The following is a 23782-nucleotide window of genomic DNA, read 5'->3' as shown; positions in this document are numbered from 1 at the left end:
GGGCTGGAAAGTGTCGACCCATAAAGCATAAATAAATATAAACTCGGCCCTTACTATAGCGCTTCATAGTCAAAATGCTGCAAATAAGGCGGGTGAGATTGTTACAAAATCTTGAGTGAATGGCGTTGCGCGCGAAAAAAACACAATAAAAAGGGCTGGATAACCAGCCCTGAGGTTAATGACAAAGTGCCCGTAACGGTGAAAACAGGCAGATCGTAAAGACGCCGTAAACCCATCCCTGGGGGCTCGACCCGCGCCATCCTTGGCGCGGACGCTTTACTCTTCTACCTGCCTTCACCTTGCAAGATCGAGTTATCGAGGTTTATCAACAGTCTGAGGGCTGGATAACCAGCCCTCGATGTCTTTGGATGTATATGCCTTTGGTATCAGACTTCCAAATAATTCATGATGCCTTCTGCTGCTTTGCGGCCTTCAGCAATGGCGGTCACGACTAAATCAGAGCCACGAACAATATCACCACCGGCAAAGATTTTTGGATTACTGGTCTGGAAAGCGTTATCAGTGCGCTCGGGTGCCACAACACGGCCTTGCTTATCCAATGCCACGTCATGAGCGGCCAGCCATTCCATGCTGTGTGGACGGAAGCCAAATGCCATGATAACGGCATCTGCTGGCAGAACATGTTCCGAACCTGGGATCTGCTCAGCCATGCGACGCCCCTGTGCATCTGGCGCACCCAGTTGGGTTCGAACCATCTTCACACCACAGACTTTGCCGTTACTGTTCACTTCGATGCTCAAAGGTTGCAGGTTGAATTTAAATTCAACGCCTTCCTCACGCGCATTTTTCACTTCCCGCTTGGAACCCGGCATGTTGGCTTCGTCACGGCGGTAGGCGCAAACGACATCAGTTGCCCCTTGGCGAATGGAGGAACGTACACAGTCCATCGCGGTATCACCACCACCCAGCACCACAACGCGCTTGCCTTGCATATTGATATAAGGCTCGTGAGGTGCAGCTTCATAACCCATCAACTGTTTGGTATTGGCGATCAGGAATGGCAGCGCATCATATACTCCAGATGCATCTTCGTTTTCCAGACCACCACGCATGGATTGGTAAGTGCCCACACCGAGGAACACTGCGTCATACTCTTGCAGCAGCGCATCCATGGTGATGTCTTTGCCGACTTCGGTATTCAACTGGAATTCAATACCCATCTCGGAGAAGATTTTGCGGCGCTTAATCATCACTTCTTTTTCCAGCTTAAAGGCCGGAATACCAAAGGTCAGTAAGCCACCAATTTCTGGATGACGGTCAAACACTACTGCTTGTACACCGTTACGCGCCAGGACATCGGCACAGGCCAGCCCGGCAGGGCCAGCCCCAATCACCGCCACACGTTTACCGGTCGGGTGAACATGAGACATATCAGGTTTCCAGCCCATCTCAATGGCTTTGTCACTGATATAGCGCTCGATGTTACCGATGGTCACCGCGCCGAACTCGTCATTCAGAGTACAAGACCCTTCACACAAGCGGTCTTGCGGGCATACGCGGCCACAGACTTCGGGCAAGCTATTGGTTTGATGAGCAAGATCCGCCGCTTCCATAATTCGCCCTTCGTTGGCCAGTTTCAGCCAGTTAGGGATGTAGTTATGCACCGGACATTTCCATTCGCAATAGGGGTTACCGCACGACAAACAGCGGTCAGCCTGTGCTTTAGCCTGTGTTTCCGAGAATGGCTCGTAAATCTCAACAAATTCAATTTTACGGATCTTCAGCGGCTTTTTCGGCGGATCTACGCGCTGTAGGTCGATAAACTGATAAACATTCTGACTCATTTCAACCCCTTACTGCGCTTGAACCCGCAGCTCAGCTGCGGAACGGCTACGGTGGCCCAACAGTGCTTTCACATCGCTGGATTTCGGTTTAACCAAAGCAAACTTGGTCACCCATTCCGGCCAGTTAGCCAGAATCTCTTCACCACGGCTAGAACCCGTCAACTGCACATGTTCAGTGATCAGGCCGCGCAGATGCTCTTCATGGATTGCCAATTGATCAACATCCAGAACTTCAACCAGCTCAGGGTTAACACGTTTACGGAATTCACCATCTTCATCAAGGACATAAGCGAAGCCACCGGTCATACCTGCACCGAAGTTAATTCCGGTACGGCCCAGTACGCAAACAATCCCACCAGTCATATATTCACAACCGTTATCGCCGATACCTTCCACGACGGTAATCGCTCCAGAGTTACGTACCGCGAAACGTTCACCGGCCCGACCAGCAGCGAACAACTTGCCGCCAGTGGCACCATACAGGCAAGTGTTGCCGACAATGCTGGCTTCGTGGCTGCGGAAGTTGGAACCCACAGGAGGGCGCACCGCAATGCGGCCACCAGCCATACCTTTACCAACATAGTCGTTGGCATCGCCGGTTAGGGTTAGCTCAACGCCACCCGCATTCCACACCCCAAAGCTCTGACCGGCAGTACCGGAGAAGTAGGCTTTGATAGGGTCGGTGGCCAGCCCCTGGTCGCCATGTTTAGCGGCAATCGCGCCGGATAACGCCGCACCCACGGAACGGTCGGTGTTGCGGATATCAAAGTAAAACGTCTTGCTCTGTTTAGCTTCAATATACGGCTCGGCTTGCGCCAACAACTCTTTGTTCAATAAGCCTTTATCGAACGGTGGGTTATTTTCGGTGCAATACAGCGCCTTGCCTGGATGTGGCGTTGCCGTTTTCAGCATTGGCGACAGATCCAGTTTATTTTGCTTGGCTGAGATACCATCCAATTCAAGCAACATATCGGTACGACCAATCAAATCAACCAGTTGGCTCACACCCAACTCGGCCATGATTTCACGGGTTTCACGGGCAATAAACTGGAAGTAGTTCACTACACGCTCAGGTAAGCCGTGGTAATGGTCACGCCGCAGCTTTTCATCCTGGGTTGCTACACCTGTTGCGCAGTTATTCAGGTGGCAAATACGTAAGTATTTACAACCCAGCGCCACCATAGGGCCAGTACCGAAACCGAAGCTTTCTGCACCCAGAATTGCCGCTTTAACAATATCAACGCCAGTTTTCAGACCACCATCCACTTGCAGGCGGATTTTATGGCGCAGGCCGTTGGCAACCAGTGCTTGTTGTGTTTCCACCAGCCCCAGTTCCCACGGGCAACCCGCATATTTCACTGAGGACAGCGGGCTGGCACCGGTACCACCATCGTAGCCGGCAATAGTAATCAAGTCGGCATAGGCTTTTGCCACACCGGTGGCAATGGTGCCAACACCGGGTTCAGAAACCAGTTTTACCGAAATCATTGCCTTCGGGTTGACCTGTTTCAAGTCGAAAATCAGCTGTGCCAAGTCTTCGATGGAATAAATATCATGGTGCGGCGGTGGAGAAATTAAGGTCACACCCGGCACGGAATAACGCAGTTTGGCGATATACGGCGTGACTTTATCACCCGGTAACTGGCCGCCTTCACCTGGTTTTGCCCCTTGCGCTACTTTGATTTGGATAACATCAGCATTCACCAGATACGCCGGTGTGACGCCGAAACGGCCTGATGCTACCTGCTTGATACGGGAAACCTTATTGGTGCCGTAACGTGCTGGGTCTTCGCCGCCCTCACCGGAGTTGGAGAACCCGCCGAGGCTGTTCATGGCGATGGCTAATGACTCATGGGCTTCCGGGCTGAGTGCGCCGATAGACATGGCGGCCGTATCAAAGCGCTTAAACAGCGATTCTGCCGGTTCGACCTGATCCACTGGGATCGGCGTGCCTTGCGGCTTGATGGCGAGCAGATCGCGCAACGTGGCGATCGGGCGCTCATTCACCAGCTTGGCGTAAACCTGATAATCACTGTATTCGCCGCTGTGAACCGCAGTTTGTAAGGTGCTGACCACATCCGGGTTATACGCATGGTATTCGCCGTTGTGGACAAATTTCAGTAATCCGCCCTGATCCAGTGGCTTGCGTTTCAGCCAGGCACGTTTGGACAGATTCTGTAAATCCTGTTGGAAATCACTGAAACTGGCTCCGCCAATGCGGCTAACCACGCCCTGGAAACACAGGTTGGTCAGGTCACGATGCAGGCCAACGGCTTCAAACAGTTTGGCGCAACGGTATGATGCTACTGTTGAAATGCCCATTTTGGACATGATTTTATACAGCCCTTTATTGATACCATTGCGATAGTTCAGCATCACATCGCGATACTTCTTATCAATAGCTTGGGTATCAACCAATTTAGCCAGTGATTCATAAGCCAAATAAGGGTAGATCGCCGTAGCACCAAAACCGAGCAATACCGCGAAGTGATGCGGGTCGCGGGCGCTGGCGGTTTCAACAATAATGTTGGCATCGCAACGCAGGTTTTTTTCTACCAGGCGAGTTTGCACCGCGCCAACGGCCATAGGAGCCGGAACCGGCAAGCGGTTAGGTGCAATGGCACGGTCTGACAGCACCAGCATCACGGCACCATCACGTACTTTGCGCTCAGCCTCTTCGCACAAGGCCAAAACCGCTTGTTGCAAATCAGTTTCCGCTGGGTCAAAGGTCAGATCCAGCCGATCAGCGCGGTAATGTTCCCCTTCCAGTGTGGTTAACTGCTGGAAATCAGAGAACAGCAAAATTGGCGATTTAAAGCTCAGACGGTGCGCCTGACCTTCTGCTTCGCAGAACACGTTCATTTCACGGCCAATACTGGTCGCCAGCGACATCACGTGTGCTTCACGCAGCGGATCGATTGGCGGGTTGGTGACCTGCGCAAATTGCTGGCGGAAGTAATCGTAAATAATACGCGGGCCGCTGGAAAGCACGGCAAATGGGGTGTCATCACCCATTGAACCTGTCGCTTCCTGACCAATTTCACCCAGTACGCGGATGACTTGATCCAGCTCTTCGCTGCTGTAACCGAATTGCTTTTGATAGGTTTCGAGCTGTGAGTCATCTAACTGGCGGCTACCTACCTGATCTTCAGGCAGATCTTCAAACGGCACCAGCCGCTTAACGTTCTTCTCCATCCACTCTTTATACGGATGGCGGCTTTTCAGATCGTTATCTGTTTCGGCGGAATGCAGGATTTTGCCGCTGCGGGTGTCGATAACCATCAGTTCGCCGGGGCCTACACGGCCTTTCTCCACCACTTCATCGGGCTGGTAATCCCAGATACCGACTTCAGAAGCGCAGGTGATGAGTTTATCTTTGGTGATGACATAGCGCGCAGGGCGCAGGCCATTACGGTCAAGGTTACAGGCAGCATAGCGGCCATCTGACATCACAATCCCGGCCGGGCCATCCCATGGCTCCATATGCATGGAGTTGAAGTCAAAGAAGGCGCGCAGGTCGGTATCCATATCCGGGTTGTTCTGCCAGGCTGGTGGCACTAACAGACGCATAGCTCGAATCAAGTCCATCCCGCCACTGAGGAACAGCTCCAGCATGTTATCCAGTGAACTGGAGTCCGAGCCGGTCTCATTGACGAAAGGGGCCGCATCCTGCAAGTCGGGGATTAATGGCGTTTTGAATTTGTAAGCACGCGCCCGCGCCCATTGGCGGTTACCGGCGATAGTGTTGATCTCGCCATTGTGCGCCAAATAGCGGAACGGCTGAGCCAGTGGCCAGCGCGGCACGGTGTTGGTTGAGAAGCGCTGATGGAACAGGCAGATAGCTGATTCCATACGCAGATCAGCCAAATCAAGATAAAAACGGGGCAGATCCGCAGGCATACATAAGCCTTTATAGATCGTGACCAGGTTTGAGAAACTACAAACGTAGAAATCTTTGTCGTTTGCAATGCGTTTCTCAATACGGCGACGCGCCACAAACAGGCGACGTTCCATATCGCGTGGACGCCAGCCAGCAGGGGCGTTCACAAAAATTTGTTCAATCCGAGGCAGGGAGGAGAGGGCGATTTCACCAAGAACATCCGGGTTGGTCGGCACTTCACGCCAGCCGATAATCGACAGCGTTTCGTTTTGCAATTCTTCTTCTACAATGCGGCGGCTTGCCTTGGCGAGTTCTTCATCCTGACTGAGAAACATCATGCCGACGGCATAGTTTTTGGCCAAACGCCATCCGCGTTCTTCTGCGACCATCCGGAAAAAGCGATCCGGCTTTTGTAATAGCAGGCCACAGCCGTCGCCAGTCTTGCCATCAGCAAGTATCGCGCCACGGTGTTGCATGCGGGCCAGTGCGTGTATAGCGGTACGCACGACCTTATGGCTAGGTTCGCCTTCTATGTGGGCGATTAGGCCGAAACCACAGTTGTCCCTCTCAAGGGATTTATCGTACAACATATCAGTGAACCTCCCCAGGCTCTGCGAGACTCTCACAAACCGACTCCAGAAGGCCATCTCGACATCAGGCGGGTTGGGCTGACAGGCGCGTATTTAGCGGCAAATCTGCTTTTCCGCCCTCCGGCAATGGCCTCTTGTGACGGTTCTCACAAGTGGTATAAGACTTGTTTTAAGAGGGAGTCTTAAATTACTGCATAATTATGACTAGACGTTTGCCCGTCCAGAAAGCTTCCAGCGGACTTCCAACTTAGCGAGAAAGAATACTCAGGTCAAATATAGGCTTAAGAACTATCTTTAAGGTAATGAAGAGGTTTATCACAATGAAAAATATATCTTTATTGGCATTTTTACTCGATTCCATGCCTCATTGGATAGGCAGCAAAGTGTGAGCTGTCTCACTATAGTGCAATCGACAAATCTCTGCACCATGCTAGTGCTGGCGGGGATTGCGGAGTCATGTGCTGCTTTAGTTATATTTTTTGGTGTTTAACACTGTTTTTCACTGAATTGTAATAGAAGCGCTAACAACCGGGTGAAAATAAGAAAATTTAATCATCGGTCAAGTGATTTTATTTGCATTTATAATGAATGGTTATGCGCAGTTGCACCCAAGGGCTTGGGAGTTGATCTCTGTCATCGCGAATTATATCGCTAGCGGGTAGCCTAAAGCTCTTTTTTGACAGGCAGTGCCAAGATTATGCAGTTGCAGCAATTAGTCAATATGTTTGGTGCGGATTTACAGCGCCGCTATGGTGAAAAAATTCATAAACTCACGCTACACGGCGGGTTTAGCTGCCCTAATCGTGACGGAACCCTGGGGCGTGGCGGCTGCACTTTTTGTAATGTGGCCTCCTTCGCTGATGAACAAATGCAGCAACAGGGCATTGCGCAGCAATTGGCGGAGCAAGCTAAAAAAGCCAATCGGGCAAAACGCTACCTGGCTTACTTTCAGGCTTATACCAGTACTTATGCAGAGGTCAATGCGCTGGCGGTGATGTATGAGCAAGCATTGGCAGAAGCTGATATTGTCGGCTTGTGTGTGGGAACCCGGCCCGATTGTGTGCCAGACGCAGTATTGGATTTATTAAGTGGCTATCACCAGCAAGGTTATGAAGTCTGGCTAGAGCTGGGGCTACAGACTGCCAATGATAAAACTCTCAAACGCATTAACCGTGGTCATGATTTTGCCTGTTACCAGCAGACTGTCCGTCGTGCACGTGCCCGAGGGTTGAAAGTATGCAGCCATTTGATTGTCGGCCTACCCGGTGAGAGTCAGGCGCAGGCAATGGAAACGTTGGAGAAAGTGGTGGTCACCGGCGTTGATGGGATAAAACTGCATCCATTGCATATCGTCGAGGGCAGTATTATGGCCAAGGCATGGCGAGCGGGGCGGCTGCCTGAGCTGACGCTGGATGAATATGTGCTCACCGCCGGTGAAATGATCCGTCATACTCCCGCCGACATTGTTTATCACCGGATTTCTGCCAGTGCCCGCAGGCCAACGTTACTTGCGCCATTGTGGTGCGCGAATCGCTGGACCGGTATGAATGAGCTGAATAATTATATGCTGGCCCATGGTGGGCAAGCCTCTGCGCTGTGATCGGCTACTGCGGTTGTTTCCCAATCTCTCCCTGTGATTTGCAATCTTTTCCACACTTCTGAGCAACCTGGCTTATCTATTTGTGGTTTTACGGTATGATTTATCAGATAAACACTGACAGGGGTTGCTATGAAGCAAATCAGGGTATTAGCCCAGTACTACGTTGATTTAATGGTTAAGTTAGGGCTGGTTCGCTTCTCACTGCTGCTGGCATCTGTGCTGGTGTTACTGGCCATGGTGGTTCAGATGGCGGTGACATTCGTATTGAGTGGCTCGGTGGAAACCCTCGATCTGGTGCGTTCCATTTTCTTTGGGCTGCTGATAACTCCATGGGCGGTGTATTTCCTGTCGGTGGTGGTTGAGCAACTGGAAGAGTCGCGCCAGCGCTTATCCCGATTGGTTGATAAGCTTGAAGTGATGCGTCATCGCGATTTGGAGCTGAATAAGCAACTGACGGAAAACATTGCTCAACTCAATCAGGAAATTGTCGAACGCGAAAAGGCGGAAAAAGCTCACCTGCAAGTGGTCGATAAACTAAAAGAAGAGATGGGCCACCGTGAGCAGGCACAGGTTGAATTAGGGCAGCAGTCAGCCTTATTGCGCTCTTTTTTGGATGCTTCACCGGATTTAGTTTATTACCGTAACGAGGATAATGAGTTCTCCGGCTGTAACCGGGCGATGGAACTGCTGACCGGCAAAAGTGAGAAACAGTTGGTCGGCTTGACCCCTAAAGATGTCTATGCGCCAGACATCGCCGAAAAAGTCATGGAAACCGATGAGAAAGTTTTCCGTCACAACGTTTCTCTGACCTATGAGCAGTGGTTGGTGTATCCCGATGGGCGTAAAGCCTGTTTTGAATTGCGAAAAGTGCCGTTTTATGACCGAGTAGGTAAACGACATGGGTTGATGGGGTTTGGGCGCGATATAACCGAGCGTAAGCGCTACCAGGACGCGCTGGAGAATGCCAGTAGGGATAAAACGACTTTTATCTCAACCATCAGCCATGAGCTGCGGACACCGCTTAATGGCATTGTGGGCCTCAGCCGCATCCTGTTAGACACCGAATTAGACAGCGAACAACTAAAATACCTGAAAACCATTCATGTCAGTGCGATTACTCTCGGTAATATCTTCAACGATATTATTGAGATGGATAAGTTGGAGCGGCGTAAAGTTCAGTTGGATAATCAACCAATTGATTTTACTGGTTTTATGGCGGATTTGGAGAACCTTTCTGGCCTATTGGTGCAACCGAAAGGGCTGAAATTCATTATGGAACCGCAGTTGCCGTTGCCGGAGAAAGTGATTACCGATGGCACCCGCTTGCGTCAGATTTTGTGGAACTTAATCGGCAACGCAGTGAAGTTTACCCAGCAAGGTGAAATTGTGGTGCGGGTTCGGCGCGAGAGCAATGACCGCTTGATTTTCGAAGTAGAAGATTCCGGCATGGGGATCCCTGAAGATGAGCAGGACAAGATTTTCGCCATGTATTATCAGGTAAAAGATAGTAATGGCGGCCGTCCGGCAACCGGCACCGGTATTGGGCTGGCGGTATCTAAACGTCTGGCGCAAAGCATGGGCGGCGATATCACGGTAAAAAGCACCCAAGGCGCCGGTTCATGCTTTACCCTGACCATTAAAGCCCCCGCCGTGCAGGCCGCGTCTAGCGCCCCATCAGGCGACGATACCCCGCTCCCAGCTCTCCACATATTGCTGGTAGAAGATATTGAGCTGAATGTCATTGTTGCGCGCTCGGTGTTGGAGAAACTGGGCAACAGTGTCGAGGTGGCGATGAATGGCCATGACGCCCTGGCGATGTTCAAACCAGATGATTTTGATTTAGTGCTGCTGGATATTCAATTGCCCGATATGAGTGGGTTGGATATCGCCCGCCAAATTAGGGCTGATTATGGGCAGCAATCCTTACCGCCATTGGTGGCCTTGACCGCTAACGTGCTTAAAGACAAAAAAGAATATTTAGATGCAGGAATGGATGATGTGCTGAGTAAGCCGTTATCCGTTCCTGCGCTCACGGCCATGATTAAGCAATTTTGGGATCATAAGCCTTCTTCTGCCGCTAAAAAACAGGAACACATTGTGATGCAAACCCATGAATCGTTACTTGATACTGCCATGCTGGAACAATACATCGATTTGGTTGGTCCACAATTAATTCATCAAAGTCTGGAAATGTTTGAACAAATGATGCCGAGCTATTTGGCGGTATTGGATTCAAACATGACGGCGCGAGATCAAAAAGGTATTACAGAGGAAGCGCATAAAATTAAAGGAGCGGCCGGCTCTGTTGGCTTGCGCCATATCCAGCAGCTTGCCCAGCAAATTCAAACCCCGACACTGCCAGCATGGTGGGACAATGTGCAAGATTGGGTCGATGAATTAAAATCAGAATGGCGTAATGATGTTCAGGTGTTACGTGAGTGGGCGGCAGAAGCTGAAAAAAAATAACCCCGACCGAGGCCGGGGTGCGCGAATACTGCGCCAACACCAGGGAAATCGTCAACCTGCGTAATAATTTCGATTTCGAGTGAATATGCAGGTTGTCAGTATTCTTCCATACATCATACAAGCAATAACATAGCAAATGTAAGCGCTCTTGTTACAAGATTCATTAAAATATGTGATAGAGACACGTCTTTGTCACCAGAACGAGTTAAGCAATTGACAGCGTGGGAAAAGGAGAGGTGTGATGAAAACAGTCGGTGTGGTGCTCAGCGGATGTGGCGTTTTCGATGGCACAGAGATACATGAGTCTGTCTTAACTATATTGGCATTGGATCGCGCTGGAGCACGTATTGCATTCTTCGCACCAGATAAGCCACAACTCCATGTTATTAATCATCTTATCGGTGAAGAAACCACCGAACAGCGGAATGTTTTAGTGGAGTCCGCACGCATTGCCCGTGGCCTGATTAAACCTCTTTCCTCCGCCGATGCAGATGACTTGGATGCCCTTATTGTTCCTGGTGGCTTTGGCGCGGCAAAGAACCTCAGCGATTTTGCTGTTAAGGGTTCTGAATGTGCTATCGATCCAGATTTATATAAGCTAATTCAATCAATGCATAAGACGAACAAACCAATTGGGTTTATGTGTATTTCTCCCGTTATGCTACCAAAGCTGTTGGGTAAATCTATTCGTCTAACGATTGGTAACGATCCCGATACCATTGAGGCGATTGAAATTATGGGGGGCGAGCATGTTATTTGCCCTGCTGATGACGTAGTGGTCGATGCAGAGAATAAAGTGGTCACTACACCCGCTTATATGTCGGCAAAATCCATTTCTGAAGCAGCAAAAGGAATTGATAAGCTGGTGGCGAAGGTGCTGGATTTAACCGAATGATTTCAGCCCGCCGCGGATTAAATTGGCTTTGGTATTGGGGGAAACGGGCTGTCATTGGCATTATTGCCCTGTGGCTGGCCGGTATTTTGATTTTTGCTTTCCTGCCGGTTCCGTTTTCCATGGTCATGATTGAAAGGCAGTTAGGGGCCTGGGTGACCGGCGATTTTTCGTACGTCGCACACTCTGATTGGGTGCCGATGGATGAAATTTCACCCTACATGGCGCTGGCGGTGATGGCTGCTGAAGATCAAAAATTCCCTGAGCATTGGGGCTTTGATGTCGATGCTATCGAGTCAGCTTTAGCCCATAATCAGCGCAACCAAAACCGTATCCGCGGTGCTTCAACTTTATCGCAACAGACGGCCAAAAATCTGTTCTTGTGGGATGGACGTAGCTGGGTGCGCAAAGGGCTGGAAGTCGGATTGACTGCGGGTATTGAGTTGGTATGGACCAAGCGGCGTATTCTGACGGTTTATCTGAATATCGCGGAGTTTGGTGACGGTATTTTTGGCGTTGAAGCGGCTGCTCGCCATTTCTTCAATAAACCGGCCAGTAAATTGAGTGCATCAGAAGCCGCTCTATTAGCCGCAGTGCTGCCCAATCCACTGCGTTTTAAGGTGAATGCACCATCCGGTTATGTTATTTCCCGCCAACAGTGGATTTTGCGCCAAATGCGGCAATTGGGTGGGAAAGAGTTCATACAGGCGAATGATTTAGATTGATGGTTTGATGGTTTGATGGTTTGATGGTTTGGATAGCTAGAAATGGGCCTGGATTTCTCCAAGCCCATAATAGGATAACTAATTGATTATTTTACAATAGTAAATGCAGTAGTCACATGCTTAACGCCACTGACCTGGCTGGCTATCTGAGCGGCTGATTGCCCTTCTTGTTGAGTCACCAGACCCAACAGGAACACTTCGCCATTCTCTGTGGTCACTTTTACATTGGAGGATTTAACCGAGTCAGCGGTCAGCAACTGTGACCGGACTTTGGTGGTAATCCAGGTATCCATAGATGCCGTGGTCAGATCGACCGGTTTACCCAGGCGCATCTCGTTATACACTTCTGTGGCACCATCAACACCGGCCGCAATTTGCTTGGCGCGGTTAGACAGCTCAGCAGTTGGCGATTGCCCGGTCAGCAAAACTTTTCCTTGATAAGCGGTCACAACAAAACGTGTTTGGCTCTTTATCTGCTGATCTTTGCTCAGCGCGTTGACGACTCTGGCTTCAAGTGTGCCATCATCAACCTGAGTGCCGACAGAGCGAGGGTCTGTAGCAGATTTAGTTGCAACAGCCGCACTGCCAACTACGACAGCACCGACACAACCTTGTAATAGCAGGGCGCTGAATAGCATGGCAAAAATATAACCAACCTTCATTCGTGCTCCTTTAATCGTCCTGATGGGGAAATAGAGTGTTATCAATTAAGTCACACAAGCAATTCACAGTCAGCATGTGTAATTCTTGAACCCGAGCGCTACGATGCGAAGGTATGCGGATTTCAACATCCTGCTGACCTAACAGGCCAGCCAGTTCACCACCATCATAACCTGTCAGCGCAACAATGGTCATATCACGGGTAACTGCGGCTTCGACCGCTTTCACAATATCACGGCTATTGCCACGAGTGGAAATTGCGAGCAAAACATCACCGGCGTGACCGAGCGCGCGCACCTGTTTGGCATAGACTTCATCATGCAAACGGTCATTGGCGATGGCCGTCAGCACAACATTATCAGCATTCAGTGCTATTGCAGGCAGGCTTGGTCGTTCTGTTTCAAAACGGTTTATCATGCTGGCCGCAAAGTGTTGCGCGTTAGCCGCAGAAGTCCCATTACCGCAGCAGAGAATTTTATTGCCGTTGAGCAGTGACTGAACCAACGTCATTGCTGCACGGGATATGGCATCGGGCAGCGCCTCAGCCGCGGCAATCTGGGTTTGAATACTTTCTGTAAAGCAACCTTTGATTCTATCCAACACGTTGATTTAACTCACTTAATATTTATAATTCCGGCAGGAAACCGGAGAAAAATCATCAATAATCCGCATTGAAGGCGTTTGGTAGCCATTCTAACTTACTACCAGTGATGGCAAAAACATCAAAACGGCACGGTGTAGTGGCAAAACAGGCGTTTCGCTGCGCCAGCCAAATGGCGGCGGCCCGGAGCAGCCGTTGTTGTTTGCTGTAAGTGACACTGGCGGCAGCGCCACCGAATAGGGCATTGCGGCGAAAGCGCACTTCAACGAATACCCAGGTAGCGCCATCGCGCATGATAAGGTCAATCTCACCACTTTGATAGGTGACATTCGCCGCCTTAAACACTAAACCTGCCCGCTCAAGATACTGACGGGCTTGGTTTTCGTAGTGTGTGCCAGTATCCCTTTGGCTCATATTCCCTTCGTCCTTGAAGTTGCAGGGTTGTTAGCTACGTTCACTCACCCGAATCACTTACTTGAGTAAGCTCATCGGGATTCATTTATTCACCCGAATCACTTTACGCCGCCGGTACTACCATACCTTGACGGTATTGCAGCCAAGGCAATTTACGGGTGATAACACAATCGGCTGATGCGGTTAAATCACCGGTAGTTCCGCTCACCTGGAAACCAGGAATTTGGCGCATTTCAGCAAAATGATTCGATAATGTCCACGCATCAATGCCCATGGCATACAAACGTACCAGTGAATAGTCGTTGGCAAATTTGGCCGCCGCTTGCTGCATCAGCGCAGGGTTTGCCCCAGCCATCAATGGGATATCACTAAACTGAATGCCCTCCATTTCCAGCCGGTAATCCGGGCCAGCGCCTGCCTGATAGCTGCGTGAGCTGGCAAACAGCGCAGGTTTGCTGCGTGTGCTGGTCGCCATATCAATCATCGGCTTAATCAGTGTCAACTCGGCAGGGGTAGCAATGATATACACCGCATCAATATTACCGCCGGCAGATGTTGAAACTACGGGTGCATCGACTGGCGGTGCCGGAATGGTCAGACCGGCAATGGTGACAGATTCTGGTGCAGCGGCAGGCGCGCTTGAAACACTTACCGGTTGGCCGGTCAGGCGGATACCCGCGCCGCTGTTGATGGCTTGTTTCAACTCAGCAGTTGAACCGAAGTTTTGCTGCAATACCGTCTGCCCGCCTTGTTTCTGCCACTCTTCTGCGAAGGCTTTGGCAACGCGATCACCAAAGGCTCCACGCGGGGTCAGCAACAATGGCATTCTCTTTTCCTGGCTCCACAAATGATGCGCGGCATCGCGAGCTTCATCTTCTGGAGATAGGGCGAAGTAACAGATATTCGGGCTGTTAGTGCTAACTTCCGGCTGATTCAGCGCCAGAATATTCAGGGTGCTGGGGGTCGCACTCAGTTGTTCCACTTCAGGTTTCAGCAGTGGGCCGACCACCAATGTGGCACCATCTTGCTGGGCTTGTGCCAGCAAAGCAGCAACTGGCTGAGTGGTGGTATCGTAGACTTTTACCTGTGCATTGCTGGTGGCAACAGGGGGTGCCACTGGCGCTGGCGTGGCAATATCAGTCACCGGTGTTTCAGTGGTATCAGTTGGCGCTGTGGCTGTTACATCTGGAGTGACAGGAGTCGGGGCATTTACTGGTAAGCCATTTTGCGCCGCAGTAAAACCTTGTTGGATGGCATCAGCAAAGACTTGTGCCGGGCCACTTAATGGCAGTAATAAGGCAATTTTCGCCGTAGATGCCTGGCTGAAATTACTGATCTGCGTTAATGCCGTTGGCAAGTTTTTTGCTGCCGGATTTTGTGGATAACGGTTTTGCCAATCTTTAATACCGGCTTTCAGCAGGTCAGGATCTTGCTTGTTATCCTGATATACATGCAGCAAATCCAGCCAGCCTTGCAGCACATTTTCGTCTGCATTAATGACAATATTATTCAATTCTTGTGGCGTGAGCTGTGCCAGAGCTTGCCAGGTGCCATCAATATTATCTTGATGTGCTTTGTCTTTTAGCAGGGGTTCTTGAGCAATAAAGGCACGTATCAGCGGCAAGGTTGCTTTACCCTGATTGGCGGCAATTTGTGCTTGATAGAAGCGAACCTGTTGGTTAGCTGAGAGCTGTGTTGCATCCAACTTGCCCAGAATATCGGCAGCCGCAGGATTATTTTTCTGGGCTACCAGCAGTTCTGCGGTCAGTAGTTGCTGTTCCTGGCGCTGCGTGTCACTCAGATTGGCGGGCAAAGTGCCGAGCTGTTCTGCCGCCTGAGGGAGTTTCCCTTCGCGTAGCAGGGCACGAATGGCGAGTAATTGCCAGTCAGCCTTGTTATCATCACTGCTCTGTTGCAACTGTTGCAGATAATAGTCAGAGTTAGCGCTTGCTTCGTCCTGTATATTTGTGGGTGGCGGCGTCTGTGGCGCTCTGCCTGAACAAGCTGCCAGTATCAACGCAGCCAGAACAACAGGGACAAGCCCTGCTTTGGAACGAACGAATGTTGAGGAAAGCATACTGTATCCAGTGATGTTTTTTTCAAGATGCTCAATATTAAATCGGTAATTCGGATGAAACAATGAATCAACACGATCGAGCAGTGATTTCTGCATCTACGCTTTATGTGGTACCTACCCCCATCGGTAATTTAGGGGATATTACCCACCGGGCGTTAGAGGTACTGAAAGGCGTTGATTTGATTGCGGCAGAAGATACACGTCATACAGGGTTGTTGTTACAGCATTTCGCGATCAACGCCCGCCTGTTTGCACTTCATGACCATAATGAACAACAAAAAGCCGATCAGTTACTGGCGAAACTGCAAGAAGGCCAGAGTATTGCGCTGGTTTCAGATGCAGGTACGCCACTTATTAACGATCCGGGCTACCATTTGGTGCGCCGTTGCCGTGAAGCTGGCATCCGCGTTGTGCCATTACCGGGCGCTTGCGCGGCGATTACCGCACTCTCCGCCGCGGGTCTTGCCTCAGATCGTTTTTGCTACGAAGGCTTCCTGCCAGCGAAAACCAAAGGACGTAAGGATACTCTGCAAGCGCTGATTGAGGAACCTCGAACACTGATCTTCTACGAATCAACCCATCGCTTGTTGGAAAGTTTACAGGACATGGTAACCGTACTTGGCCCACAACGCTATGTGGTACTTGCCAGAGAACTGACCAAAACCTGGGAGTCTATCCACGGCGCGCCAGTTGGCGAGTTACTGGCTTGGGTTCAGGAAGAAGAAACCCGCCGCCGTGGCGAAATGGTGCTGATAGTCGAAGGCCATAAAGTGCAGGTTGATGATGCACTACCTGCCGCCGCCTTGCGCACTTTGGCGCTGTTGCAAAAAGAGCTGCCACTGAAGAAAGCTGCTGCGCTGGCTGCTGAAATCCACGGCGTGAAAAAGAATGCGCTTTATAAGTACGCACTTGAACAGTTGGATGGCGATCAAGTGCAACAGGAAGATGACATCCAGCGCTAATGTGACTATAATCCGCCGCGGAGTTGACCAGACAGTCGCCGCTTCGCTGCCGTCCCTTTCGGGGGAGACAGGTGAAGGGGAGGAAAGTCCGGGCTCCATAGGGCAGGGTGCCAGGTAACGCCTGGGAGGCGCAAGCCTACGACAAGTGCAACAGAGAGCAAACCGCCGATGGCCCACGCAAGTGGGATCAGGTAAGGGTGAAAGGGTGCGGTAAGAGCGCACCGCGCGGCTGGCAACAGTCCGTGGCACGGTAAACTCCACCCGGAGCAAGGCCAAATAGGGGTTCACATGGTACGGCCCGTACTGAACCCGGGTAGGCTGCTTGAGCCAGTGAGCGATTGCTGGCCTAGAGGAATGACTGTCCACGACAGAACCCGGCTTACCGGTCAACTCCACTCATTCCGCAAAACCCCGCTTCGGCGGGGTTTTTGTTTGGATTTAGCGCTGATAACGCAAGGCGTCGACGAGTAACGAAAATGCGGTGGTATGTTGCCTGCGGCTGGGGTAATAAAGATAGTAACCGGGGAAAGGCTCGCACCACTCTTCCAGTACGCGAATCAAGTTGCCGCTAGCAATTTCCGCTTTCACGGCATCTTCCGGTGCCATTGTCAGACCAAAGCCGATGATGGCGGCATCAATACGTTGTCGTATGCTATTGAAAGTTAGCTGACCATCAACACGTACTTTTAACTCACGCCCTTCTTTTTCAAACTCCCACGCATACAGGCCACCCATAGTTGGCAGGCGCATATTGATACAGCGATGGTTTTGTAAATCTGCTGGCGTGGTGGGGATACCATATTTAGCCAAATAAGAGGGGGAACCGACCACCGCCATACTCATATCCGGCCCAATCCGCACGGCAACCATGTCTTTTGCGACCTGCTCTCCCAAGCGGATGCCCGCGTCAAAACGGCCTGTTACAATATCGGTTAAGGTATTGTCGACCGTGATTTCTACATTAATATCAGGGTATTCGGTGAGGAAGGATTTCAATACTGGCCAGAGCACTGAATCAACGGCATGTTCACCGGCAGTGATACGAATATTTCCCGCAGGGCGCGCCCGCATCTCACTTAGCGCATTCAGCTCGCTCTCAATTTCTGCAAAACGGGGTTCGAGGCTATTTGCCAGTTTTTCGCCAGCTTCCGTCGGGGCAACACTCCGAGTAGTACGGGTCAGCAAGCGCAGCTCAAGGCGCTCCTCCAACCCGCGAATCGAGTGGCTCAACGCGGATTGGGAAACTCCCAGTTTTGCCGCAGCCTTAGTAAAGCTACGCTCTCTGGCAACCATAAGAAATGAAATTAAATCGTTGAAATTCTCTTTTAGCATCATGGTTTCTGCCTGTTAGCACTGAGACTTTCGAGTGTAGCTCAATTTATGAATAATATTCATATACTCATGCGCATTTACCCCTCTAATACTCCATTCAGGCATTTGCTACCTTTTCTGCAACCGATATTCATTTGGTGAATGCCTTGTGATGGTAAATAACAACTGACAGGGGTAAAACAATGCAAAAGCGCAGATTGGGTCGCAGTAATCTGGAAGTGTCAGCAATGGGTTTAGGTTGCATGGGAATGAGTTTTGGTTATGGCCCGGCAACAGATAAACAGGAAATGATTTCATTGCTACGCAAAGCAGTAGATCTTGGTGTGACATTCTTTGATACCGCCGAGGTTTATGGGCCTTATACCAATGAAGAATTATTGGGTGAGGCGCTGGCTCCCTTGCGCGATAAAGTGGTAATTGCGACCAAATTTGGTTTTCAGGCCGATCCAAATGGTGGGCCAAGATGGGTAGGTTTGAATAGCCGACCTGAACATATCAAGAAAGTCGCGGAAGCCTCTCTTAAGCGCTTGAAAACTGATGTTATTGACTTGTTCTATCAACATCGTGTTGATCCGAATGTGCCGATCGAAGATGTGGCTGGCGCGGTACAAGACTTAATTAAAGAAGGTAAAGTTAAACACTTTGGTTTGTCCGAGGCGGGGGCGGCAACGATTCGCCGTGCTCATGCGGTTCAGCCAGTCACCGCGCTACAGAGTGAATATTCATTGTGGTGGCGGAAACCAGAGCTGGAAATTATCCCCACGCTGGAAGAATTAGGTATTGGCCTGGTGCCTTACAGCCCGCTGGGTAAAGGTTATTTGACCGGTAAAATGACGGAAACCACCGAGTTTGCCAGTGATGATTTCCGTCGCTCGCTGCCGCGCTTCACGCCGGAGGCCTTAAAAGCGAATCAGGGGCTGATAACTTTGCTTCAAGATGTGGCACAGCAAAAAGGTGCGACACCGGCGCAAATCGCCTTGGCCTGGTTACTGGCGAAAAAACCGTGGATCGTGCCGATTCCAGGAACACGCAAGCTCAATCGGCTGGAAGAAAATATCGCTGCTGCCAACCTTGAGCTGACTGCCGCAGACCTTCAGCAAATTGACAGTGCTGCTGCAAAAGTGACATTAACCGGGGAGCGCTACCCTGAAGCACTGGAAAAACTGACCGGACTTTGATCTGTCACCTGAACTCCCTCAGGAATCACGGTGAAATGGCTCGTAGCGTCTACAGTTATACAGTTTACCAAGGTTTATTGAGCTGCAAATCACAGTGTTTATGATACCGGAGATACACCATGACAATGAAAGTACTCGGTTATGCTGCCACGTCAGCAAAAGTGCCTCTGGCACCCTTTGAGTTTACCCGTCGTGCTCCTCGACCAGATGATGTGGTGATGGAGGTGCTCTACTGCGGCGTTTGCCATTCTGACCTGCATCAGGCGCGTAATGACTGGGGATTTAGTACCTATCCTATTGTTCCCGGTCATGAAGTGGTTGGGCGCGTCACCGCAGTGGGTAAGGATGTCACTAAGTTCAAAGTCGGCGATTTTGCTGGTATTGGCTGTATGGTAGATTCCTGTCGACACTGCCAACCCTGTCAACAGGGGTTAGAGCAGTATTGCGAAGAAGGGAATGTTCAGACCTACAATGGCATTGACCGCCATGACCATACCCCAACCTATGGCGGCTATTCACAAGCTATTGTGGCATCACAAGATTTTGTGTTGAAGATGCCCGCTGGCCTGGATCTGAAAGCGGCTGCACCACTGTTGTGTGCTGGCATCACCACCTGGTCACCATTGCGCCACTGGAAGGTGGGTAAAGGTAGTAAAGTGGCCGTAGTGGGGCTGGGCGGATTGGGTCATATGGCTTTGAAACTGGCTAATGCGCTCGGTGCTGACGTGACTCTCTTTACCCGCTCACCTAACAAAGAGGCGGATGCTCGTCGTTTGGGCGCTCATCATATTGTTTTATCGACCGATGATGCACAAATGGCTGCGGCCAAAGGGCAGTTTGATTTGATTATTGATACTGTGCCTTATGTGCATGATATCAACCCCTATATGCCGACACTGAATATTAATGGCACATTGGTGTTTGTCGGTTTCCTGGGGGATATCAGCCCGATGGTGAGCACTTTGCCGATGATTTTGGGACGGCGTTCGGTGGCGGGTTCATGCATCGGCGGTATTGCGGAGACCCAGGAAATGTTGGATTTCTGCGCGCAGCACGGCATTGCTTCAGATATCGAAATGATTAATATTCAGGACATTAATCATGCCTACGAACGTATGCTGAAAAGTGATGTGAAATACCGCTTTGTGATTGATATGGCGTCATTGAAAGCGTAAGTAGCTCATTGCTGATAGATATAAATACTACTGCGGCATTTAAAATTGACCGGGCGAATACCCGGTCATTCTGGTAAATCAATCAGCAATGCCCGCAGGGGGGTTTGTGCTTTAATCACTAAATGCTGTTCCTCTTGCACAAAAGCGCCATCACCACAGGTCAAACGCTGAGCTTCGCTCACTTGCGGGCCTGCCACTTCCACGGTTCCGTGAATAGATTGCAGATAAGCCCTCGGGCCGTGCAAATCAATCGTATATTGTTCACCTACGGCCAAATCCAAATGATGAATCCACACTTGCTGGCGCAGCTTCAGGCTGCCTTTTTCACCGTCAGGGGAAGCCAATAGCCTTAATGGTTGGGTACATAGTGAAAGCTGCTGAGCCGATTGACTTTCTTGCTCGGGGCAAGCATTGAGCCATAACTGAATTCGCGTTAATGGTTTGTCTGCACTGAGGTTATGCTCGCTATAGCTCACACCCGGCTGGGTAGAAAATAACAGGACATCGCCAGTTTTGCCGCGCGCATGGTTACCTAAGCTATCCCGATATTCTGCCTCACCTTGTAGGATGATATTCAGAATATCAACCCGTGGATAAGTTCGCGGCTGGAATGATGCACCCGGCGCGAGAACTTCCTGATTCAGCACACGCAGTGAAGCGTAGCCTAATAATTTCGGATCAAAATAGTGGCCGAATGAAAAGGTATAGCGCGCCTGGAGCCAACCAAAGTCAGCTTGCCCGCACTGTTTTGCTGTTCTGCATGTAATCATGACAATGATCGCTCTTTCCTGATATTAATCGATAAACAAATGGTAAGCGTCTGGACGCCAGATTGTTAGCCAGTTAATCTGGTCACTATATTCAAATTTCCTGATTGAGAAAACGATGGGCAAAGATCGGGCGCTAACGTTAGAAGCGTTGAGAGTGATGGATGCCATTGACCGCCGTGGCAGTTTTGCTGCGGCTGCCGATGAATTGGGGCGTGTACCTTCGGCGTTGAGCTACACCATGCAAAAACTCGAAGAAGAGTTGGATGTGGTGCTGTTCGACCGCTCCGGGCATCGCACCAAGTTTACCAATGTAGGGCGTATGCTGTTGGATCGCGGTCGGGTGCTGCTGGAAGCTGCCGATAAGCTGACCACCGATGCTGAGGCATTGGCGCGTGGTTGGGAAACCCATATCACTATCGTCAGTGAAGCTTTGTCTCCGGCATGGAAACTGTTCCCGCTGGTTGACCGACTGGCGCAGAAGGCGAACACACAAGTCTCTATTTTTACTGAAGTATTGGCAGGTGCCTGGGAACGGCTGGAGCAAGGGCGGGCGGATATTGTGATTGCGCCAGACATGCATTTTCGCGCATCTTCGGAAATTAACAGCCGCAAATTGTACAAAGTCACCAGCGTTTATGTGGCCAGCCCTGACCATCCCATCCATCTGGAGCCAGAGCCACTGTCAGAGTTAACACGGGTGAAATACCGGGGTGTTGCTGTAGCCGATACTGCTCGTGAACGGCCGGTGTTGACCGTGCAATTGCTGGATAAACAGCAGCGGTTGACGGTGAGCACCATCGAAGATAAACGGCGGGCATTGTTGGCCGGTCTAGGTGTGGCGACCATGCCGTATGAAATGGTCGAGAAAGATATTGAAGCGGGGCGCTTACGGGTTGTCGGGCCAGAATACAGCCGCGAGGCCGATATCATTATGGCCTGGCGACGTGACAGTATGGGGGAGGCTAAGTCGTGGTGTCTGCGCGAGATCCCTAAACTCTTTATGAATAAATAAACGGCTACTGTGCGTTAACCGGTTAACTAAGCAAAACGGGTATCTCGGCCATGCGGTTCCAGCAGATCTTGCTGTGGGCCGATGGAGATAATCCCATAAGGATTTATAGTGCCGTGGCTGCGATAATAGTGATTGCGGATATGAGCAAAATCTACTGTTTCGGCAATGCCCGGCATCTGGTAAATATCACGCAGGAAACCATACAAATTTAAATAATCGCTGATCCGATGCTTATCACACTTAAAATGTGTGACATACACGGGATCAAAACGCACCAGTGTGGTCCATAAACGCAAATCAGCTTCGGTAAGTTGATCACCGGTCAGATAACGCTGTTTCCCCAGAATCTGTTCCAGCTTCGCCAGAGCATCAAACAGGGTATTGACAGCTTCGTCATAGGCTTGTTGGGTGGTAGCAAAGCCCGCTTTATACACGCCATTGTTGACCTGATCGTAGACCCACCCATTGATGTCATCAATATCGCGGCGTAATGCGGGTGGATAATAATCCCCGGCTCTGGCACCTACGCCATCAAACGCACTATTGAACATACGAATAATATCGGCTGACTCATTACTAACAACAGTTTGCTGCTGTTTGTCCCATAACACCGGGACGGTGACGCGCCCGCTATAGTGAGGGTCAGCACGCAAATAGAGTTGATAAAGGTAATCAAGGTGATACAGCGAGTCGCCGGTGGCGGCGGGGAAATCATCACCGAATGTCCAACCATGCTCTTTCATCAGCGGATGCACCACGGAAACCGAAATCAGTGACTCCAGGCCTTTCAGAGTGCGTAACAGCAAAGTGCGGTGTGCCCACGGGCAGGCGAGAGAAACATACAAATGGTAGCGGTCTGCTTCGGCTGTAAAACCGGCTTTGCCCTGCGGCCCAGCCTGGCCATCAGCCGTGACCCAATTGCGGAACTGTGAGGTACTGCGCTTGAAGTGACCACCGGTAGATTTGGTGTCATACCAGATGTCTTTCCAAATGCCGTCTACAAGTTGTCCCATCTCATGTTCCTCTCTAAAAAATGCGCCCTATCTAATGATAGGGCGTAATTGCTTAAGTGTGCTTTGGGTAAAAGCAGTGTTACCACTTCTTACCCAGCAGGCGGTCGATACTGAAACCACCAGGGCCAGCAACTGCTAAGACAATGTAACCGCCAGCGATGGTCAGGTTTTTCATGAACATCAGTTGGTTAACACCTTCCGCAAAGTTAGTGTGAAAAATCAGTGCGGTCAGAATGGTGAAACCGGCAGTGAACAGTGCGGTGGTGCGAGTCAGGAAACCAAACAGAATGGCCAAACCACCACCAAATTCCAACAGGATAGTCAGTGGCAGGAAGAAACCAGGGACACCCATTGCTTGCATATATTGTTGGGTCCCGGCATAGGCATCACCCATTTTGCCGTAACCGGCAACAATAAACAGAATTGGCATCAAAATGCGTGCTACCAACAGGCCAGTATCTTGTAATTTGTTCATCGACGACTTCTCCAAAAAGTGTTTTGTATTAATGCCTGGCATCTGCTGGCGTTAATTTTTAATCAAAAAATATATATATGATTGTTTGCCGGTGTATTTCTGCAAACGCCCTGACTTGATGAGAGAATGTTAGTCGAGAAGTTGATAAGTTGTTA

18 protein-coding genes, 1 other RNA gene and 1 pseudogene are annotated in these 23782 nt (G+C 50.4%); 9 read left to right on the top strand and 11 right to left on the bottom strand.

Annotated features, from left to right (window positions below; genetic code table 11):
• Window positions 1–132 precede the first annotated feature (132 nt).
• The 3 genes and pseudogenes from HU019_RS20495 to gltB all read right to left on the bottom strand — a co-directional run.
• Window positions 133–237 (bottom strand): annotated as a pseudogene (locus HU019_RS20495) (gluconate 5-dehydrogenase); the annotation flags it as partial.
• A gap of 149 nt (window positions 238–386) precedes the next feature.
• Entirely contained in the window at window positions 387–1805 is a 1419-nt protein-coding gene (locus HU019_RS01765) for a glutamate synthase small subunit (protein ID WP_174848897.1), read from the bottom strand.
• Window positions 1806–1814: 9 nt separating this feature from the next.
• On the bottom strand, window positions 1815–6275 hold the full coding sequence (gltB, locus tag HU019_RS01760; RefSeq protein WP_174848899.1) for a glutamate synthase large subunit: 4461 nt from the start codon (window positions 6273–6275) through the stop codon (window positions 1815–1817).
• A gap of 697 nt (window positions 6276–6972) precedes the next feature.
• Here gltB and mnmL point away from each other — a divergent pair.
• The 4 genes from mnmL to mtgA all read left to right on the top strand — a co-directional run bounded on the left by mnmL (window position 6973) and on the right by mtgA (window position 11958).
• Window positions 6973–7875, top strand: coding sequence for a tRNA modification radical SAM protein MnmL/YtqA (mnmL, locus tag HU019_RS01755; RefSeq protein ID WP_174848901.1), 903 nt, complete (start codon window positions 6973–6975; stop codon window positions 7873–7875).
• Window positions 7876–8004: 129 nt separating this feature from the next.
• On the top strand, window positions 8005–10341 hold the full coding sequence (arcB, locus tag HU019_RS01750) for an aerobic respiration two-component sensor histidine kinase ArcB (RefSeq protein ID WP_174848903.1): 2337 nt from the start codon (window positions 8005–8007) through the stop codon (window positions 10339–10341).
• Window positions 10342–10582: 241 nt separating this feature from the next.
• A complete protein-coding gene (gene elbB, locus HU019_RS01745; RefSeq protein WP_174848905.1) occupies window positions 10583–11236 on the top strand; it encodes an isoprenoid biosynthesis glyoxalase ElbB in 654 nt (217 codons plus the stop codon).
• The gene (gene mtgA, locus HU019_RS01740) at window positions 11233–11958 is read left to right on the top strand and encodes a monofunctional biosynthetic peptidoglycan transglycosylase (protein WP_174848907.1); all 726 of its coding nucleotides are present in this window, start codon (window positions 11233–11235) and stop codon (window positions 11956–11958) included. The genes elbB and mtgA overlap by 4 nt, the downstream gene beginning before the upstream one ends.
• A gap of 86 nt (window positions 11959–12044) precedes the next feature.
• Here mtgA and dolP read toward each other — a convergent pair whose 3' ends face one another.
• The 4 genes from dolP to HU019_RS01720 form a co-directional block, all read right to left on the bottom strand.
• A complete protein-coding gene (dolP, locus tag HU019_RS01735; protein WP_005166550.1) occupies window positions 12045–12620 on the bottom strand; it encodes a division/outer membrane stress-associated lipid-binding lipoprotein in 576 nt (191 codons plus the stop codon).
• Window positions 12621–12630: 10 nt separating this feature from the next.
• The gene (gene diaA / locus HU019_RS01730; RefSeq protein ID WP_004710884.1) at window positions 12631–13221 is read right to left on the bottom strand and encodes a DnaA initiator-associating protein DiaA; all 591 of its coding nucleotides are present in this window, start codon (window positions 13219–13221) and stop codon (window positions 12631–12633) included.
• 55 nt (window positions 13222–13276) lie between these two features.
• Entirely contained in the window at window positions 13277–13633 is a 357-nt protein-coding gene (locus HU019_RS01725) for a YraN family protein (RefSeq protein WP_174848909.1), read from the bottom strand.
• A 103-nt stretch (window positions 13634–13736) separates the two neighbouring features.
• Complete coding sequence (locus HU019_RS01720; RefSeq protein WP_174848911.1) at window positions 13737–15710, bottom strand: penicillin-binding protein activator; 1974 nt, start codon at window positions 15708–15710, stop codon at window positions 13737–13739.
• Between the two features lie 62 nt (window positions 15711–15772).
• On the opposite strand from HU019_RS01720, the gene rsmI reads away from it, so the two are divergent.
• Both rsmI and rnpB read left to right on the top strand, forming a co-directional pair.
• A complete protein-coding gene (gene rsmI / locus HU019_RS01715; protein ID WP_174848913.1) occupies window positions 15773–16672 on the top strand; it encodes a 16S rRNA (cytidine(1402)-2'-O)-methyltransferase in 900 nt (299 codons plus the stop codon).
• A 19-nt stretch (window positions 16673–16691) separates the two neighbouring features.
• Window positions 16692–17070: RNase P RNA component class A (gene rnpB / locus HU019_RS01710), an RNA gene on the top strand.
• A gap of 40 nt (window positions 17071–17110) precedes the next feature.
• Here rnpB and HU019_RS01705 read toward each other — a convergent pair.
• Window positions 17111–18004, bottom strand: coding sequence for a LysR substrate-binding domain-containing protein (locus tag HU019_RS01705; protein WP_174848960.1), 894 nt, complete (start codon window positions 18002–18004; stop codon window positions 17111–17113).
• A gap of 182 nt (window positions 18005–18186) precedes the next feature.
• Between HU019_RS01705 and HU019_RS01700 the strand changes: the two genes are divergently transcribed.
• The gene (locus HU019_RS01700) at window positions 18187–19182 is read left to right on the top strand and encodes an aldo/keto reductase (protein ID WP_174848915.1); all 996 of its coding nucleotides are present in this window, start codon (window positions 18187–18189) and stop codon (window positions 19180–19182) included.
• 119 nt (window positions 19183–19301) lie between these two features.
• On the top strand, window positions 19302–20357 hold the full coding sequence (locus tag HU019_RS01695; RefSeq protein ID WP_320407036.1) for an NAD(P)-dependent alcohol dehydrogenase: 1056 nt from the start codon (window positions 19302–19304) through the stop codon (window positions 20355–20357).
• Window positions 20358–20422: 65 nt separating this feature from the next.
• On the opposite strand, the gene HU019_RS01690 is transcribed toward HU019_RS01695, so the two are convergent.
• The gene (locus tag HU019_RS01690; protein WP_174848917.1) at window positions 20423–21127 is read right to left on the bottom strand and encodes a pirin family protein; all 705 of its coding nucleotides are present in this window, start codon (window positions 21125–21127) and stop codon (window positions 20423–20425) included.
• Window positions 21128–21242: 115 nt separating this feature from the next.
• Between HU019_RS01690 and HU019_RS01685 the strand changes: the two genes are divergently transcribed.
• Window positions 21243–22139, top strand: a complete 897-nt coding sequence (locus HU019_RS01685) for a LysR family transcriptional regulator (protein ID WP_174848919.1) — start codon at window positions 21243–21245, stop codon at window positions 22137–22139.
• Window positions 22140–22165: 26 nt separating this feature from the next.
• On the opposite strand, the gene HU019_RS01680 is transcribed toward HU019_RS01685, so the two are convergent.
• Window positions 22166–23152: a glutathione S-transferase family protein gene (locus HU019_RS01680; RefSeq protein WP_174848921.1), complete on the bottom strand. Its 987-nt coding sequence runs from the start codon at window positions 23150–23152 to the stop codon at window positions 22166–22168.
• 79 nt (window positions 23153–23231) lie between these two features.
• Window positions 23232–23627, bottom strand: coding sequence for a DoxX family protein (locus HU019_RS01675; protein ID WP_004391987.1), 396 nt, complete (start codon window positions 23625–23627; stop codon window positions 23232–23234).
• Window positions 23628–23782: the final 155 nt, after the last annotated feature.

This window comes from Yersinia artesiana (genome assembly GCF_902726545.1).
GTDB lineage: Bacteria > Pseudomonadota > Gammaproteobacteria > Enterobacterales > Enterobacteriaceae > Yersinia > Yersinia artesiana.
The sequence above is the reverse complement of the archived record's forward strand: the minus strand, read 5'-3'. Positions and strand labels throughout refer to the sequence as shown.

Bases quoted from the DNA above. Each gene is read 5' to 3' on its own strand.
- rsmI (WP_174848913.1), top strand. From the start codon at position 15,773: ATGAATCAACACGATCGAGCAGTGATTTCTGCATCTACGCTTTATGTG.
- HU019_RS01765 (WP_174848897.1), bottom strand. From the start codon at position 1,805: ATGAGTCAGAATGTTTATCAGTTTATCGACCTACAGCGCGTAGATCCG.
- mtgA (WP_174848907.1), top strand. From the start codon at position 11,233: ATGATTTCAGCCCGCCGCGGATTAAATTGGCTTTGGTATTGGGGGAAA.
- HU019_RS01720 (WP_174848911.1), bottom strand. From the start codon at position 15,710: ATGCTTTCCTCAACATTCGTTCGTTCCAAAGCAGGGCTTGTCCCTGTT.
- mnmL (WP_174848901.1), top strand. From the start codon at position 6,973: ATGCAGTTGCAGCAATTAGTCAATATGTTTGGTGCGGATTTACAGCGC.
- HU019_RS01700 (WP_174848915.1), top strand. From the start codon at position 18,187: ATGCAAAAGCGCAGATTGGGTCGCAGTAATCTGGAAGTGTCAGCAATG.
- elbB (WP_174848905.1), top strand. From the start codon at position 10,583: ATGAAAACAGTCGGTGTGGTGCTCAGCGGATGTGGCGTTTTCGATGGC.
- HU019_RS01695 (WP_320407036.1), top strand. From the start codon at position 19,302: ATGACAATGAAAGTACTCGGTTATGCTGCCACGTCAGCAAAAGTGCCT.
- HU019_RS01705 (WP_174848960.1), bottom strand. From the start codon at position 18,004: ATGCTAAAAGAGAATTTCAACGATTTAATTTCATTTCTTATGGTTGCC.
- gltB (WP_174848899.1), bottom strand. From the start codon at position 6,275: ATGTTGTACGATAAATCCCTTGAGAGGGACAACTGTGGTTTCGGCCTA.
- HU019_RS01675 (WP_004391987.1), bottom strand. From the start codon at position 23,627: ATGAACAAATTACAAGATACTGGCCTGTTGGTAGCACGCATTTTGATG.
- dolP (WP_005166550.1), bottom strand. From the start codon at position 12,620: ATGAAGGTTGGTTATATTTTTGCCATGCTATTCAGCGCCCTGCTATTA.
- arcB (WP_174848903.1), top strand. From the start codon at position 8,005: ATGAAGCAAATCAGGGTATTAGCCCAGTACTACGTTGATTTAATGGTT.
- HU019_RS01725 (WP_174848909.1), bottom strand. From the start codon at position 13,633: ATGAGCCAAAGGGATACTGGCACACACTACGAAAACCAAGCCCGTCAG.
- HU019_RS01690 (WP_174848917.1), bottom strand. From the start codon at position 21,127: ATGATTACATGCAGAACAGCAAAACAGTGCGGGCAAGCTGACTTTGGT.
- HU019_RS01680 (WP_174848921.1), bottom strand. From the start codon at position 23,152: ATGGGACAACTTGTAGACGGCATTTGGAAAGACATCTGGTATGACACC.
- HU019_RS01685 (WP_174848919.1), top strand. From the start codon at position 21,243: ATGGGCAAAGATCGGGCGCTAACGTTAGAAGCGTTGAGAGTGATGGAT.